Source organism: Bradyrhizobium sp. AZCC 1678 (assembly GCF_036924765.1).
In the GTDB taxonomy this organism is placed as follows: Bacteria; Pseudomonadota; Alphaproteobacteria; order Rhizobiales; family Xanthobacteraceae; genus Bradyrhizobium; species Bradyrhizobium algeriense.
Map to the genome: position 1 here is coordinate 1,479,257 of NZ_JAZHSE010000001.1, position 14,107 is coordinate 1,493,363.

The following is a 14,107-nucleotide window of genomic DNA, read 5'->3' on the forward strand; positions in this document are numbered from 1 at the left end:
ATTGGAAGAATCGGACAGTCGCCCAATTCGGCTACTGCGCCATCGCCAATATGCCGCCGGCGAAGGAATGCCAGAGCGGCGTAGCACTGATCGGCCAGTTCAGGAGCTTGACGGCGATCAGCGCGAGGCCGCCGTAGACATAGACCGGATGCGGCCGGCCGCGCGTGCGCCAGTCGTGGACGATCGCGGCGACCAGCAGGAGGTAGGCGACGAAGGCGGGCGGGATGGTCACCGGCACCGGCGGAGGGCCGAGGGGGCCGGGAGGCGCCAGGAAGGTCAGAAACCAGCGCGCGACCGCGGCGTCCAATAGCGAGATGCCGGCAAGCAGCATCAGCCGCTTGTGCATTTCAGGCTTGCGGATAGCCGCAATGGCGAGCACGAAAACCACGGCAAAGAACAGAATTCCGCTTAGCGGAACAATCGCAAACGCGATTCCGTCGTCGGTCAGTCCGGCCGCCGCGGAGCGCTTCATGGCGTTGACCGCGACCAGGAAGCCGAAGATCGTCATCGCGGTCGCCAGCGAGACGCCGATCATGCCGATGGTGCGGTGCCGGGCGACCCTGCCAGACGCGGCAAGCCAGCTCTGGAATACGAAATAGAGCGACCAGGCGAAAAATAATAGGCCGTGAAAATGCACAACGGGCGAGGCCGAAAACGATCGCTTCGCCAGTGGCAGCCAGTAGGTCGGTGCAAAGCCGAGAAAGGCGACGGCCATGCAGGCCAGCGCCATGTAGAAAAAGAAGTAACCTGATTGGGATTGCGCGATGGCGCGCGGCGGATTGAAGTCGGTCAATGTGGTCATGGTTGTTGAGTCCGCTAGAACTGCAAAAGGTTCACAGCAGATTTTCTCACGGATTGTATTCTTCCGTCTGTGAAGAGAATTACGTTTCCCGCGGGTCACGTTTCTGCCAAAATCAGTTCTTGTGCGAACGGGAAATTTGCAGGTTGCTTGTCGAAAACGCAGGTCGCTTGCTAGGATCGCGCCGCAATCGACAGCGCTTTCCGGATCAATTGATGCGAGGCTATCCCGATATCCGCAACCTGGTCGTGGCCTCTCTGCTGTGGATTGTGTTTGCACATGATGTGTGGGCGACCGGCGCCGAGCCGGTCAAGGATCTGAAGATCGACCCGGCGCCGTGCCTTGCTGCTGCCCATGCAAAGGACGACGACAAGACGCTCAGCACGTGCGGCGCGCTGATCGACAATGCAAAGACCGAAAAGGCCGACCGCATCAAGGCGCTGATTGCGCGCGCCTCCGCCTATGAACGCAAGGATATGATCGACCGCGCGATCGCCGACTATGACGGCGTGTTGCGGCTCGATCCCGGATACGCCGATGCTCACAATGCGCGCGGTGAACTCTGGCGTAAGAAAGGTGATCTGCCCAAGGCGGTGGCCGATTTTGCCGCGGCGATCAAGCTGAATCCGGATCACGTCGTCGCAAGGGCCAACCACCGGGCGCTAGCGCAGGAGGCGGAGCGACAGGGCGTGCTGAAGGCGATCGCCGGCAAGCCGAGCTTCAACTGCGCAACTGCCCGCCGCAAGGTGGAGAAGGCGATCTGCGCCAATCCCGAACTTGCCGATCTCGATCGCGAAGTCCACGCGGCCTATGTCAAGGCGGCCGCCGCAAAGATGACCCCGCAGCAAGCCCGCACGCTGCGGCGGGAGCAGCAGGAATACCTTGCCCGGCGCGATGCGGAATACGGCCGCCGGCCCGACTACGATCTGAAAAAGGCCATGCGCGACCGCCTGCAAAAGATCAACGGGATCGTCGGCTACTAGACTACAACATGAACAGCCCGAGGCCTTCGACAACTTCCCGCTTCGTTGTCTCGGTCCGGCTCCTCGCCTTTTCCGTACCGCGTCGAATCACGTCGAGGACATAAGCCGGATCTTTGGCCAGTTGCGTCCTTCGTTCCCGCGTCGGTGCAATCAGCGCCTGCAAGATGTCTTCGAGGCGGCGCTTGATCTTGCTGTCGCCTATTCCTCCCCGCCGATACTGCGCCTTCAGCTCTTCCAGCGTAGTGCGATCCTCGTCAAAAGCATCCAGATAGGTGAAGACGACATTGCCTTCGACTCGTCCGGGATCTTCGACGCGCAGATGATTGGGGTCGGTGAACATCGCCTTCACTGCCGCCGCGATCTCGTCCGGCGAGGCCGAAAGGGCGATGGCATTGCCGCCGGATTTCGACATTTTCGCCTTCCCGTCCACGCCCGGTAGCCGCCCCGCCTGTGGAATGACGGCCTGCGCTTCCGGCAGGACTGCCCGTCCGGCCGTGGTGTTGATACGGCGCACGATCTCGTTGGTTTGTTCGATCAGCGGCGCCTGATCCTCACCCACCGGCACTACAGTTGCCTTGAACGCGGTAATGTCCGCCGCCTGCGCCGCAGGATAGCAAAGGAAGCCTGCCGGGATGTCGCGTCCGAAGCCGCGGCCGCGGATCTCGTCCTTGATCGTGGGGTTGCGTTCCAATCTGGCGACGGTCACGAAGTTCAAATAGAGCATCGACAGTTCGGCCAGCGCGGGCAGGTGGGATTGTAGGCAGATCGTGGTCTTGGCTGGGTCGATCCCTATGGCAAGATAGTCGAGCGCCACCTCCATCACACCGAGCCGCACCTTGTCGGGGGTGTGCGCATTGTCGGTCAGGGCTTGCGTATCAGCCAGGAGGAGAAACTGCTCGTGGGTGTCCTGATATCGCAGACGGTTGAGCAACGATCCGGCATAGTGGCCAATGTGCAGCGGGCCGGTGGTGCGGTCGCCTGTCAGAACAACGGGTCTGGTCATGAGGTGTCCTCGTGAGATGAGGGGAACACCGCATGGGGGATCATCAAAACAAAAGGCCGCCCTTGCGGCGGCCCCAGATGTAATGAAACGTCCGGCCGCCCTGTCAGCAGGCCAGCCACCAAAGTTTGACAATGATCATCGTGCGTTTCATGGAAGTTTCCCTCGGCTATGCACGGATGCGGGTCAACACATAGCGTTGCGTGAATAACGACAAGGGGCTCGGACCTGGATTTATTAATGGTCCTGAACCTGCGCCATATTGGTCCGATCAGGGGGAGATGCCCCGAGTTTTCGAACCTTGGGAAGATCAGCGGCGACCAAGTGATCGGGCGCGGCATAACCGCGCGTACTTCATTTATTTTGAAGAGCCGATAATGCGACCATTTGTTTCGCCATTTGCCGCAAGCGCGGCCTTTGCCATTGCAATCCTGACCTCCTTGGGCGCCCCGGCTCAGCCGGCCGCCGAGCCGCCGGTCATCTGTGCGGCGCTTTCGGCCGCCGAGCCCGCGAAGGTGATCGAGGTTTGCACCGCGCTGATCGACAATCCGGCGACGCCGGAGGGCGACCGGCTCGACGCCACGATTACCCGCGCCGCCGCGTTGCATAACAGCGGCCAGACCGGCAAGGCCCTGGCCGAAATCGATACCGTCATATCCAGGGATCCCAACCGGGCCCGGGCCTTCCGCGCCCGCGGTGAAATCCTGCGTCAGACCGGCAAAATGGAGGCTGCGCTCGAGGCGCTGAACCAGGCCATCCGGCTCGAGCCGGACAATGCCAATGGTTACGCCAACCGTGGCAACGCTTTCAACAACGCCAAAAAATACGACCGCGCCATCGAGGACTATAACGAAGCGCTGCGGCTCCAGCCGGATTTCGCGCAGGTGTTTTCGGATCGCGGCGCCGCCTGGTACTTCAAGGGCGAGTATCAGAAGGCGATCGCCGATTACGACGAGGCGCTGCGTCTTGAGCCGCACCGCGCGCGCACCTACAGCAACCGTTCCGCAGCTTACCGCAAGCTGGGCCGTGCGGAAAAAGCGATTGAGGACGTCACCGCGGCGATCCGGATCGATCCGACGCAGCCGGAATTCTTCGACAATCGAGGCCTCGACCTCGCCGGCAACGGCGACTACGCCCGCGCGATCGCCGACTACGACGAGGCGATCAAGATCCGCCCCGAAGCGAAATTCCTCACCAACCGCGGCGACGCCTACCAGGCCAGGAAGGATTACGACCGTGCCATCGCGGACTACGACGCGGCATTGAAGCTCGATCCAAAATTCCAGCGCGCCTACAACAACCGCGGCGCGGCCTGGGTCAAGAAGGGCGACCGCCGCCGCGCGCTGCAGGATTATGCGGAAGCCGTCCGTCTCAACCCTTCCGACAGCACCGCCGCCGCCAATCACAAGGATAGCGCAGGAGATCGAACGGCTGGGCTCGCTGAGCTACCAGAAGAATCTGCCGAGCTTCAATTGCACCACCGCGAAACGTCAGGTTGAAAAGGCGATCTGCGCCGATCCCGGTCTCGCCCAGCTCGACCGCAACATCAACGACGTGTTTCTGCGGGTGATCGCCAATGCGGAATCCGACAGCCATCGCGCGGCGCTGGCGCTGACCCGGCAGCAGCGCGATTTCATCGAGAAGCGCAACGCCTCGTTCGGCAAGCGCGGCTATGACCTCCGTCAGGCGATGGAGGACCGGTTGGAGAAGCTCAATACGATCGCTCGGCAATAGGCTTTTGCAGAACGGCTGGTCTGTTCCGGCTTGATCTCCCACCGCTTCCCGTGACAATGCGTTCAAGAAATGCGGCCTGAATTTGATCCTGGTCAATGGCAGGGTGCCCGGCACTCGCCCATGTCAGGGCTTCCAGAGCTGCCCCAAGAACGCGTTGAGCGGGAGTGCGCCATGAACATTCAAAACAACAGCCGCTATCACGAGGTCCATGCCCGTTCGCTCAGCGACCCCGAGGGCTTTTGGGCCGAGGCCGCACGCGAGATCGACTGGATCGAGCCGGCCAAAAAGATCTTCGATCCCTCGATGGGGACTTACGGCCGCTGGTTCGCCGGCGCTGTGGTCAACACCTGCTACAACGCGCTTGACCGCCATGTCGCGGGCGGACGCGCGGATCAAGTCGCGCTGATCCACGATTCGCCGCTCACCAACTCCATCTCGAAATTCACCTATGCCGAGATGCTCAAGGAGGTGCAGACGCTCGCCGCCGTGATGGCCGATTTCGGCGTCGCCAAGGGCGACCGCGTCATCCTCTATATGCCGCTGGTGCCGGAAGCGGTGTTTGCGATGCTGGCCTGCGCGCGGATCGGCGCGGTGCATTCGGTGGTGTTCGGCGGCTTTGCTGCGAAAGAGCTTGCAACCCGGATCGAGGACGCCAAGCCGAAACTGATTTTTTCGGCAAGTTGCGGCATCGAGCCCGGCCGCATCGTGCAGTACAAGCCGCTGCTCGACGAGGCGATCAAGCTCTCGAGCGTCAAGCCCGAGAACTGCGTCATCCTGCAGCGGGCGCAGCATCCTTGCGAACTCACGGCCGGCCGCGATCACGACTGGGCAGCGTTGCGCCGTGCTGCGCTCGCTGCCGGCAAGGCCGCGCCGTGCACGCCGGTGCTGGCGACCGATCCGCTCTATATTCTCTACACGTCAGGCACCACGGGAATCCCGAAGGGCGTCGTGCGCGACAATGGCGGGCATCTGGTCGCGCTGAAATGGTCGATGTTCAACCTCTACGGCGTCAAGCCCGGCGAGGTCTGGTGGTGCGGCTCCGACATCGGCTGGGTGGTCGGCCACAGCTACATCGTCTACGGGCCGCTGATTCATGGCGCCACGTCCATCATGTATGAGGGCAAGCCGATCGGCACGCCGGATGCCGGCGCGTTCTGGCGCGTGATCTCGGAACACAAGGCGGTCGCCCTGTTCACCGCGCCGACCGCGTTCCGCGCCATCCGCAAGGAGGACCCGGACGGCGCGTTCATCCGCAAATACGACCTGTCGAAATTCCGCACGCTGTTCCTGGCCGGCGAGCGCGCCGATCCGCCGACGGTGGAATGGGCGGAAGCGCAGTTGAAGGTGCCGGTCATCGATCACTGGTGGCAGACCGAAACCGGCTGGTGCATCGCCGGCAATCCGGTGGGGCTCGGTATGCTGCCGGTCAAGCACGGCTCGCCGACGGTGCCGATGCCGGGCTACCAGGTCGACGTGGTCGACGAGGCATCCAGGCCGGTGCCCGCGGGCACCATGGGCTCGATCGTGATCAAGCTGCCGATGCCGCCGGCCTGCCTGCCGACCTTGTGGGAGCAGGATGCGCGCTTTAAGGAAGCCTACCTCACGGAGTTTCCCGGCTACTACAAGACATCCGACGCCGGCTACAAGGATGGCGACGGCTATGTCTGGGTGATGGGCCGCACCGACGACATCATCAATGTCGCCGGCCACCGGCTCTCCACCGGCGGCATGGAGGAAATCCTGGCCTCGCATCCCGACGTCGCCGAATGCGCTGTCCTCGGCATCAAGGACGCGATCAAGGGCGAAGCGCCCTGCGGCTTCCTGGTGCTGAAAGCCGGCGTGACGCGCGCGCCTGCCGAGATCGAAAAGGAGATCGTGGCGCTGGTGCGCGACAAGCTCGGGCCTGTCGCGGCGTTCAAGCTCGCGATCACGGTTGGGCGATTGCCGAAGACGCGCTCGGGAAAAATCCTGCGCGGCACCATCAAGAAGATCGCCGACGGCGAGAGCTGGACCATGCCGGCCACCATCGAGGATCCCAAGGTGCTCGACGAAATCGGCGACGCGCTGAAGGGCAGGGTGTAGGGCTTCGGGGTCAAGCCAATCGCTTGAACCCGGCCATGGCCAGCCTGGCGCACGTGCGGCTAGCCCAGCAGCTCTTCAGTGACTTCGTCGGAGAACCGCTTTCTGATTCCTGCAATGAGGACGCATTCGGGATCATCCGGGACCACCGTTGCGTGCGGCATGCCGTGATCAAGCAGGGCGCGCGCGCAACCAACCCAGTCTCCGCCTTCGACCGGCTCGTTAAGGGATGCCCATCCGAGTGTGCCGCTGGCGTTGTCGCCATAGCCGTGCTGTTCCGTCCAGCTCGCACCGTGTTCGAGCAGGAAGCGAGTCAGCCCGGCATTGCCGCTGAACACTGCGAGATTGAGAGCAGAGGCGTCCCAGTCGCCGCCGCGCACCGCAATCGGCCAGCCCAGCCTGACCATCAGCTTGACGGCGTCGTCGGCGCCTGCTGCTGTCATATCAGGCAGCAATCGCAATTGTGCCGGCGACAGCGAGGCCGGCAGGTCGGGGCGCCGCGAAGCCATCGCGCGTGCGTCGGCTTCGTCGCCGCGTGCGCACGCGGCAATAAAGCGTTCCTCGTCGGAAATATCAGGCGCGTCAGTTTGCGCCCGCAGCAGGGCGGCAGCGTCAGTAAGCCCGAATTGCAGCGCCAGCCGGTACGGGCTGACGCCTTCCGCCGTCGGTCGCGATGGATCGGCGCCCGCATCCAGCAGGGCCTTCACATGGCGTGGCCGTCGGCGATAGATCGCCCATGTGAGCGGCGAACCCCAATCGGTCAGCGGCGGATTTCGCGCCGGCTCGTTCGGATCGCCGCCGTGCTGCAGCAGCAGCTTCAGCGCAGTGTCGTCATCGAGATCGACCGAGCGATAGATCGCATTGCTTTCTGCGATGCGCGCGCCGTGCTCCAGCAGCAGACGCGTGCACGCCGGGTTCTCCAAGGAATGATAGAGCGATTCGCCGTCATTGGGGTCCGCACCGGCTTCGAGCAATAGTTTGGTCAATACCGGGTCGTGGTTGCTACCCGCGGCGCCGTAGAGCGTCGAGAGCGGACAGCGCTGATCCGGCTCGCTCAGGGATCCCGGCGGCCAGCGGCTGTGGATATGCTGGTTGACGTCGGCGCCTGCCGCGATGAGCCGCTGCACGCTGCGATGCAGGCGCTCGCGAAATTCCTCCACGCGTAGCAGGCTCGAATGTGCGGCAGCGCAAAGCGCTGGCAATCGCAACGGGCCACCAGGCCGGTTGACCCATGACGGATCGGCCTGAATCGCCTGCTGCAGCACGCGTTCGTCGCCGATCGCGCAGGCAAGATAAGGATCGCCTGCGACGAGGTCGGGGGCATCGGCCAGAATCCGTAAAGCAACGCGCGGGTTTGCGCGGTTGACGGTGCCGCTGACGTCGCCGGAATAAAGCAGCTGAGCCCAGTGCAGCACGCGAACGGCGCGCGCCTCTCGCGCGACCGCCTGCACCTCGACGTAACGCTTCAAGTCAGGCCAGGATGCAAAACCGAGCTCGCGCGCGATGCATGATTGCGCATCGTGCAGGCGAAATCCCCGGGACGAAAGGTCTTCATCGCTGAGGCCCGCCGTTGCCGGCAGCGCGTGCCGAAACCGCGCCATCGCCGCCGCATCGCGGCTTCGATAGCGGCGGATCAATTCCTTTGCTTGTTTCTTCAGATGATCGAGGTTCAATCGATCGGGAGACCGGTTCATCAAACACCTCCGTGCACGACGTCGCCGACGGCCCGCAATACCGGCTGCACAAAGGCTCTAGATGTCGCTCGAAAGCTGCAAGTGGGTTCAACCCTTCCCGCGGGCCCGGGAGCGGCTTGCACCGCATCCGCTACAATATGGCCAGCGCAGGCGATGGTCAAATTGGCCGGACACGGCACGATTCCAGCCGAAAAATCCCGGCCGCGCGGTACGCGGCCGGGATCTTATCGCAAGGGATGTTCGATCAGTAGGCGCAGACGTTCACGGTGCGCAGGCGCATGCCGCGGCGGGTTTCGACCCAGCGCTGTTGCAGGCAGCCGTTCAAACCGGTGTCGACATAGACGCCGCCGAAGCCGACGCCGATGGCGGGACCCCAGCCGTGGCCCCAATGATGATGGCCGTGGTAAAAGCCGCCGGCGGAAGCGGGCGCTGCAGCGGCAATGGTGAGCGCGGCGGTGGCGATCAGTCCGAGGGTCATCTTGCGAAACATTTTAAATACTCTCCAATTGATTGGCACGAGGCCGTTGTTGCGTCCCTGCCCATCAGTCGGGCCGACAACGTTCTGCGTTCACGTACGAAGGGGAGAATCGTGTTTCAGGAGTGTTTCGTGGCGCGAGATCCGCGGAAATCCTTGTCATCCTGGTAACCATCCTGCGCCGTCCGGTAGCGTGCGGCCATGGCCTGGGTGAGTTCGGCCATCCTGTCGCGCAGCTCGGCCGGTGCCAGCACCTCCGCCTCCGCGCCGAGACGCAGCAGCTCGGCGGCTGCATGCCACACCGTTTTTCCGATCGGCACGACAGCGATCCGCCAGCCGGCGGCATCTGCGGCCTCCTCGATACGGGTGCGCGTCCTCACGTAAGGCTGGCTCAAGGCGTTGAGCAGTTTTATGCCGAACGGCGACAGCCGCACGGTGGCGTAGTTCGGATGCATCTCGGCTTCGAGCCGGATCGTTGCGGCTTGCCAGTATGCGGCGAGATCGAAACCGGCGGGCCGGACGCAGCGCTCGTCCAGAACGTTGCAGTCGAGAACGCGTGCCACGCGATAGGTGCGCACGCTGCCATCGACGCTTCCGGCGAGATACCAGCTGCCGCCTTTCAGCACGAGACCGAGCGGCGCGACGCGACGGCGCTTCTCTGCCCTCCAGCTCTGGTAGCGGATTTCGATCAGGTTTTCGCGCAGCAGCGCGCTCGCAATGGCGCGCAGATGCTTCGGCTGCTCGGTTTCGCCGAACCAGCTTGGGGCATCGAGATGAAAGCGTTCCTGCATCCGGCCGGCGTCCGGACGCAGGTTGGCCGGCAGTGCCGCCATCAGCTTGGTCTGCGCCGTCAGCATCGCAGCATCGAGGCCAAGCGCGGCCGCGGGACCCGGCAGTCCCGTCATGAACAGCGCCTCCGCCTCCGGTTGTGACAGTCCGTTCAGCCGCACGCGATAACCATCGAGCAGGCGGTAGCCGCCTTCCGCGCCGCGCTCGGCATAGATGGGAATGCCTGCCGCGGCGAGCGCATCGATGTCGCGATAGATGGTGCGCACCGAAACCTCGCAGGCCTCCGCGAGTTCGGGCGCGGTGACCTGTCCCCGCGCCTGCAGGGTGGTGAGGATCGAAAGCAGCCGGCTCGCGCGCATGGTCCCTTAAACCATACCTGACACAGGATGTCAGGTATGGTCAGGCATACAAGGCCCGTTGCCCGAGAGGCCCAATGGAGATTGCCAATGACCAGCCAGGACCGCATCACGCTTTATTATTCGCCGCAGACCCGCGCGACGGGCACGCGGGTGCTGCTGGAGGAACTGGGAGCTCCCTATGATCTCCATGTCCTGAACATGAAGGCGGACGAGCAACGCCAGCCGGCCTATCTTGCCATCAACCCGCTGGGCAAGGTGCCGGTGATTCGCCACGGCGAGGCGCTGGTGACCGAGCAGGTGGCCATCTACATCTATCTCGCCGACCTGTTTCCGGAAGCCGGGCTGACACCCGCGCTCAACGATCCCAGCCGCGGCCCGTATCTGCGCTGGATCGCCTATTATGGTTCGTCCTTCGAGCCTGCCTTGATTGACAAGTTCATGAAGCGCGAGCCCGCTTCGCAGATGCAGTCGCCATATTCCGATTACGACTCCATGCTCGGCGCCTTGGAGACGCAAATTTCCAGGGGACCCTATCTGCTCGGAGAACGCATGACGGCAGCCGACATTCTCTGGGGTGTGGCGTTCAGCTGGACGATGATGTTTGGCCTCGTGCCGCGAAAGGACGTATTTGTGGCCTATGCCGAACGCATCACGTCGCGGCCCGCCTTCCAGCGGATCACCGCTGATGATGCCGAGATAGCGGCGCAGCACGCCGCGGCTTGCGGCGGGTGAGCGGCACCACGGGGTCCCCGATGACAAAGACAGTTCACACGACCAACTGCTTCGACACTTTCATCCAGGTCGCGGAAGATTGCCCCGCGCGGGCCGGCGAGGAGCCGCCGGCCCGCGCGGGGAATCCGACGGTCGCTGGCCTGCAATACAGGATGATTTCTGAAGCGCCCTACAAGTACACCTCCGACGACGTCATATTCGCGACCTCCGCCCACGGCCGGCAACTCGATGCGAAGGCGACGAAGAAGGCGCGAAGCCTTGCCCGCGACGAATTCTTCTCCAGGGGGCAGGCGTGCCTGCGGGCATCAGGGCTCGGCAAGCGCTTCGGCTGGGGCGTGCATGCCGATGCCGAGGGGCGCGTCGCGATCTATTCGGTCGACAGCAAGCGCTACCAGGCACTTGCGCGCGATCCCGATATAAAGCAGGTCCGGGCGATGCGGACGAAGCGGGCCTGAGCTTTCCCGCTTAGAATTTCGGCGGGCGCTTTTCCGCAAACGCCTTGATGCCTTCCTTGATCTCGGCGCTGCGCATGCTCTCGCGATGGCGGAGGTCGGCGGCTTCCTCGTCGAGTTTGCCGCGGGCGAATTCATTGATGGCGCGCTTCATGCCGCGCATTGCGAGCGGCGCGTTGCCGGCCAGAATGGTGGCGAGCCGGTCGACTTCCTCGTCGAGCGCTTCCGCCGGCACCATGGCGGTGAGGTAGCCGATCCGCAGCATTTCGGGTGCTGAGATTTTCTGCGCGGTGAGAAACAGCATTTTGGCGTTGTCGACGCCGAGCCGCGACACATAGCGGGCGATGCCGCTCTTGTAATAGTGCAGGCCGAGCCGCGCCGCCGGCATGAACATTTCAGCCGTATCGACGCCGATGCGGAAATCGCAGGCCAGTGCCAGGTCGGTCGCGCCGCCATAGACGCCGCCATTGAGCCGGCAGATCGTCGGCACGCCAAGGTCCTCCAGACGGTCGACCACCGCTTCGAATGCCGATCCCGCGCTCGGCTGCGCGTTCGCGCTTGTTGCGCGGTCGGCCACTGAATTGAGATCGTAGCCGGCGCTGAAAGCGCGGCCGGTGCCGGTCAGCACCAGCACGCGGATCGCGGGATCGGCTTCGATCCGGTCGAACAGCTTTACGAGGTCGCCGAGATCCTCGCTCTGCAGCCGGTTCAGATGTTTCGGCCGGTTGAGGCGGATGGTGGCGCGCGCGCCTGTGACTTCAAGTATCGGCGCGCTTGCTGTGTCGGCTGCTTCACGCATGCTGTTCTCCATTGTTAAGTCGTCATTGAGAGCGAAGCGAAGCAATCCATCTGCCGCGCGAAGGAAGAATGGATTGCTTCGTCGCTTCGCTCCTCGCAATGACGGCCCGGGGTTTTGATCATTTGTTTTCTTGCGCGCGCCGTTGGGCCTCGGCATCGATGGTTTCGGCCAGATCAGGATGCCGCGCCATCAGCAGGCGAAAATCCACGAGATCGAGCACCAGCAGCCGCGTCACCTTGGTGGTCGTGACATTGGCGCCGCGCACATTGTTGCCGAGCAGCGCCATCTCGCCGAAGAACGCGCCCTCGCCGAGCGCCACTTTCTTGCCGGGCAATTCGACCTCGGCCTCGCCATTGGCGATGAAATACATGCAGTCGCCCTGCTGGCCCTTGCGGATGATCATGGTGCGCGCCGGCAGGTCCATCGTTCGCAGCATGTGCGTGACGTCGGCGATCGCGGCCGGGCCGAGGGTAGCGAAGAACGGCACCTTGCTGACGGTCTCCCACGTCTTCAGGAAATTGTCGCGGCGGGTCTCGGCGGCAAAGCCGGTCGCCAGAATACCGGTCCAGAGCCCGAACACGCCGAGGCCGGAGATCATCACCAGCGCCGCGACCATGCGGCCGAGCGGGGTGATCGGCACCACGTCGCCATAGCCGGTCGTGGTCAGCGTCACCACCGCCCACCACAGCGCCGCCGGCACGCTGCCGAAGGTCGCCGGCTGTACGTCGCGCTCCAGGAAATATTCCGCGACCGACGCCAGAAACACCACCATCAGGAAGATCACGAGCACGCTGAGCAGCGGTCCTGATTCGAGCACCAGCACGCGCCGCAGCTGCCGCAGCCCCGGAATGCCCGGAACGACCTTGAGCACCCAGAGGATGCTGAGCAGCCACGCCGTCCTGGGCTCGATGCCCGCGAGGAGCGCTGCCGGCACGGCCAGGGCGCCGATCGCGTCGACGACCCCGCTGCCGGAAAGCGCGTAGAGCGATAGCCGCCCTTGCCAGGCCATGTGGCGCAGCCGCACCAGCCATTCGAACACGAAATAGACGAGGCACGTCCACAGCACCGCGTCGACCCAATGGTGCGCCGCCTCGTAGGCGGGGGCCACGGTGAGCACCACCATCGCAGCGACGCCGGCCGCGACGGCGGCATAGGCCGCCTTGGTCATGTTGCGGCCGGCCGTCTTGGCGGTGAACCGAGCCAGTGCCGAGAGAACGAGCCGCTTGGACATCGGTGAGGAGGGGCCTGATGGGTGCGATGAGAGCTGGATAACAGTCAAGCCGCAGCGTGACCAATGTCCGCAAACTGCCTGCCAGCGGGGAGGCCGTCAACGACGGCCTTCACACGGCGCCATGCGTCCTTAGGACAGCCGGCCCGGCCGCGACCGGGAGCCGGGGTGAGGGGTGAATTTTACCCGGGAATCGTGAGAAACCCGACAAATCGTCGTTCTTTCCTCGTATATCAAAATGGCCCCGCGGACATTACGATAGCGGGCACTGCAGCAGAATCGTGAAAACACGTTTAGATATTGGTTGGTTTCCGATGGATACGTCTCATCTGGCACAACACGCAGGAACCGCCGGCGCGCTGTTTGCGACAATTTTCGTGGTCGCCACCACCACGATGAAGACCATGATCCCGTTGCGGGTATTCGGCATTCTCGCCAACGTGATCCTGATCCTGACCGCGATCCCGGCCCGCAACTACCTGGTGATCGTGGTGCAGCTCGCCATGCTGTTCGTCAATTCCTATCGCCTGCACCAGATGCTGCAGCTGGTGCGCGACGTGAAGAAGTCCGTCAACAGCGACCTGTCGATGGAATGGCTGAAGCCGTTCATGACCGAGCGCCAATGCGCGGCCGGCGAGATCCTGTTCTACAAGGACGAAAAAGCCGAGGACATGCTCTATATCGTCAGCGGCAAGTTCAAACTGGTCGAGTCGGGCATCGTGCTGCCGGTCGGCGCCATCGTCGGCGAAATGGGCATGCTGTCGCCGTCGAACACGCGAACCCAGACGCTGGAATGCGTGGAAGCCGGCCTCGTCCTGAGCGTCAGCTACACCAAGGTCGAGGAGCTCTACGTGCAGAACCCGGCTTTCGGCTTCTATTTCCTTCGCCTGATCAGCGCGCGGCTGTTTCAGAACCTCGAGACGCTGCAGCAGCAGTTGAACCAGCAAACGGCGTCCGCCGCCGCGCCGAAGCCTGCATAGAGGC

Annotated in this window: 14 protein-coding genes; 7 read left to right on the forward strand and 7 right to left on the reverse strand. The window is 63.5% G+C overall.

The genetic code is table 11. The features are described from left to right. Window positions 1-31 precede the first annotated feature (31 nt). A complete protein-coding gene (locus V1294_RS07010) occupies window positions 32-802 on the reverse strand; it encodes a hypothetical protein (protein WP_334495999.1) in 771 nt (256 codons plus the stop codon). 212 nt (window positions 803-1,014) lie between these two features. Here V1294_RS07010 and V1294_RS07015 point away from each other — a divergent pair, with 212 nt between their 5' ends. Continuing rightward, window positions 1,015-1,782: a tetratricopeptide repeat protein gene (locus tag V1294_RS07015; RefSeq protein WP_334496000.1), complete on the forward strand. Its 768-nt coding sequence runs from the start codon at window positions 1,015-1,017 to the stop codon at window positions 1,780-1,782. Window position 1,783: 1 nt separating this feature from the next. On the opposite strand, the gene trpS is transcribed toward V1294_RS07015, so the two are convergent. After that, entirely contained in the window at window positions 1,784-2,785 is a 1,002-nt protein-coding gene (gene trpS / locus V1294_RS07020; RefSeq protein WP_334496002.1) for a tryptophan--tRNA ligase, read from the reverse strand. 374 nt (window positions 2,786-3,159) lie between these two features. Between trpS and V1294_RS07025 the strand changes: the two genes are divergently transcribed. From V1294_RS07025 to V1294_RS07035, 3 genes are all read left to right on the forward strand, one after another. After that, window positions 3,160-4,281: a tetratricopeptide repeat protein gene (locus V1294_RS07025; RefSeq protein WP_334496004.1), complete on the forward strand. Its 1,122-nt coding sequence runs from the start codon at window positions 3,160-3,162 to the stop codon at window positions 4,279-4,281. Window positions 4,282-4,288: 7 nt separating this feature from the next. Then, entirely contained in the window at window positions 4,289-4,516 is a 228-nt protein-coding gene (locus tag V1294_RS07030) for a hypothetical protein (protein WP_334504544.1), read from the forward strand. Between the two features lie 171 nt (window positions 4,517-4,687). Next, complete coding sequence (locus V1294_RS07035) at window positions 4,688-6,598, forward strand: propionyl-CoA synthetase (protein ID WP_334496006.1); 1,911 nt, start codon at window positions 4,688-4,690, stop codon at window positions 6,596-6,598. A gap of 59 nt (window positions 6,599-6,657) precedes the next feature. On the opposite strand, the gene V1294_RS07040 is transcribed toward V1294_RS07035, so the two are convergent. The 3 genes from V1294_RS07040 to V1294_RS07050 form a co-directional block, all read right to left on the reverse strand. Further along, entirely contained in the window at window positions 6,658-8,289 is a 1,632-nt protein-coding gene (locus V1294_RS07040; protein ID WP_334496008.1) for a hypothetical protein, read from the reverse strand. Between the two features lie 244 nt (window positions 8,290-8,533). After that, window positions 8,534-8,779 (reverse strand): hypothetical protein, encoded by a 246-nt coding sequence (locus V1294_RS07045; RefSeq protein WP_334476727.1) that lies wholly within the window; start codon window positions 8,777-8,779, stop codon window positions 8,534-8,536. Window positions 8,780-8,883: 104 nt separating this feature from the next. Next, window positions 8,884-9,912, reverse strand: coding sequence for a helix-turn-helix transcriptional regulator (locus V1294_RS07050; protein ID WP_334496009.1), 1,029 nt, complete (start codon window positions 9,910-9,912; stop codon window positions 8,884-8,886). 87 nt (window positions 9,913-9,999) lie between these two features. Here V1294_RS07050 and V1294_RS07055 point away from each other — a divergent pair, with 87 nt between their 5' ends. Beyond that, on the forward strand, window positions 10,000-10,644 hold the full coding sequence (locus tag V1294_RS07055; protein WP_334496010.1) for a glutathione S-transferase family protein: 645 nt from the start codon (window positions 10,000-10,002) through the stop codon (window positions 10,642-10,644). Between the two features lie 20 nt (window positions 10,645-10,664). Further along, window positions 10,665-11,099: a DUF6157 family protein gene (locus tag V1294_RS07060; protein WP_334496011.1), complete on the forward strand. Its 435-nt coding sequence runs from the start codon at window positions 10,665-10,667 to the stop codon at window positions 11,097-11,099. A 10-nt stretch (window positions 11,100-11,109) separates the two neighbouring features. On the opposite strand, the gene V1294_RS07065 is transcribed toward V1294_RS07060, so the two are convergent. Both V1294_RS07065 and V1294_RS07070 read right to left on the reverse strand, forming a co-directional pair. Continuing rightward, window positions 11,110-11,895 (reverse strand): enoyl-CoA hydratase/isomerase family protein, encoded by a 786-nt coding sequence (locus V1294_RS07065; protein WP_334496013.1) that lies wholly within the window; start codon window positions 11,893-11,895, stop codon window positions 11,110-11,112. A 118-nt stretch (window positions 11,896-12,013) separates the two neighbouring features. Further along, the gene (locus V1294_RS07070) at window positions 12,014-13,126 is read right to left on the reverse strand and encodes a cyclic nucleotide-gated ion channel (protein ID WP_334496015.1); all 1,113 of its coding nucleotides are present in this window, start codon (window positions 13,124-13,126) and stop codon (window positions 12,014-12,016) included. 311 nt (window positions 13,127-13,437) lie between these two features. Between V1294_RS07070 and V1294_RS07075 the strand changes: the two genes are divergently transcribed. Further along, window positions 13,438-14,103 (forward strand): Crp/Fnr family transcriptional regulator, encoded by a 666-nt coding sequence (locus V1294_RS07075; protein ID WP_334476737.1) that lies wholly within the window; start codon window positions 13,438-13,440, stop codon window positions 14,101-14,103. Window positions 14,104-14,107 lie beyond the last annotated feature (4 nt).

Bases quoted from the DNA above. Each gene is read 5' to 3' on its own strand.
- V1294_RS07010 (WP_334495999.1), bottom strand. From the start codon at position 802: ATGACCACATTGACCGACTTCAATCCGCCGCGCGCCATCGCGCAATCC.
- V1294_RS07015 (WP_334496000.1), top strand. From the start codon at position 1,015: ATGCGAGGCTATCCCGATATCCGCAACCTGGTCGTGGCCTCTCTGCTG.
- trpS (WP_334496002.1), bottom strand. From the start codon at position 2,785: ATGACCAGACCCGTTGTTCTGACAGGCGACCGCACCACCGGCCCGCTG.
- V1294_RS07025 (WP_334496004.1), top strand. From the start codon at position 3,160: ATGCGACCATTTGTTTCGCCATTTGCCGCAAGCGCGGCCTTTGCCATT.
- V1294_RS07035 (WP_334496006.1), top strand. From the start codon at position 4,688: ATGAACATTCAAAACAACAGCCGCTATCACGAGGTCCATGCCCGTTCG.
- V1294_RS07040 (WP_334496008.1), bottom strand. From the start codon at position 8,289: ATGAACCGGTCTCCCGATCGATTGAACCTCGATCATCTGAAGAAACAA.
- V1294_RS07045 (WP_334476727.1), bottom strand. From the start codon at position 8,779: ATGTTTCGCAAGATGACCCTCGGACTGATCGCCACCGCCGCGCTCACC.
- V1294_RS07050 (WP_334496009.1), bottom strand. From the start codon at position 9,912: ATGCGCGCGAGCCGGCTGCTTTCGATCCTCACCACCCTGCAGGCGCGG.
- V1294_RS07055 (WP_334496010.1), top strand. From the start codon at position 10,000: ATGACCAGCCAGGACCGCATCACGCTTTATTATTCGCCGCAGACCCGC.
- V1294_RS07060 (WP_334496011.1), top strand. From the start codon at position 10,665: ATGACAAAGACAGTTCACACGACCAACTGCTTCGACACTTTCATCCAG.
- V1294_RS07065 (WP_334496013.1), bottom strand. From the start codon at position 11,895: ATGCGTGAAGCAGCCGACACAGCAAGCGCGCCGATACTTGAAGTCACA.
- V1294_RS07070 (WP_334496015.1), bottom strand. From the start codon at position 13,126: ATGTCCAAGCGGCTCGTTCTCTCGGCACTGGCTCGGTTCACCGCCAAG.
- V1294_RS07075 (WP_334476737.1), top strand. From the start codon at position 13,438: ATGGATACGTCTCATCTGGCACAACACGCAGGAACCGCCGGCGCGCTG.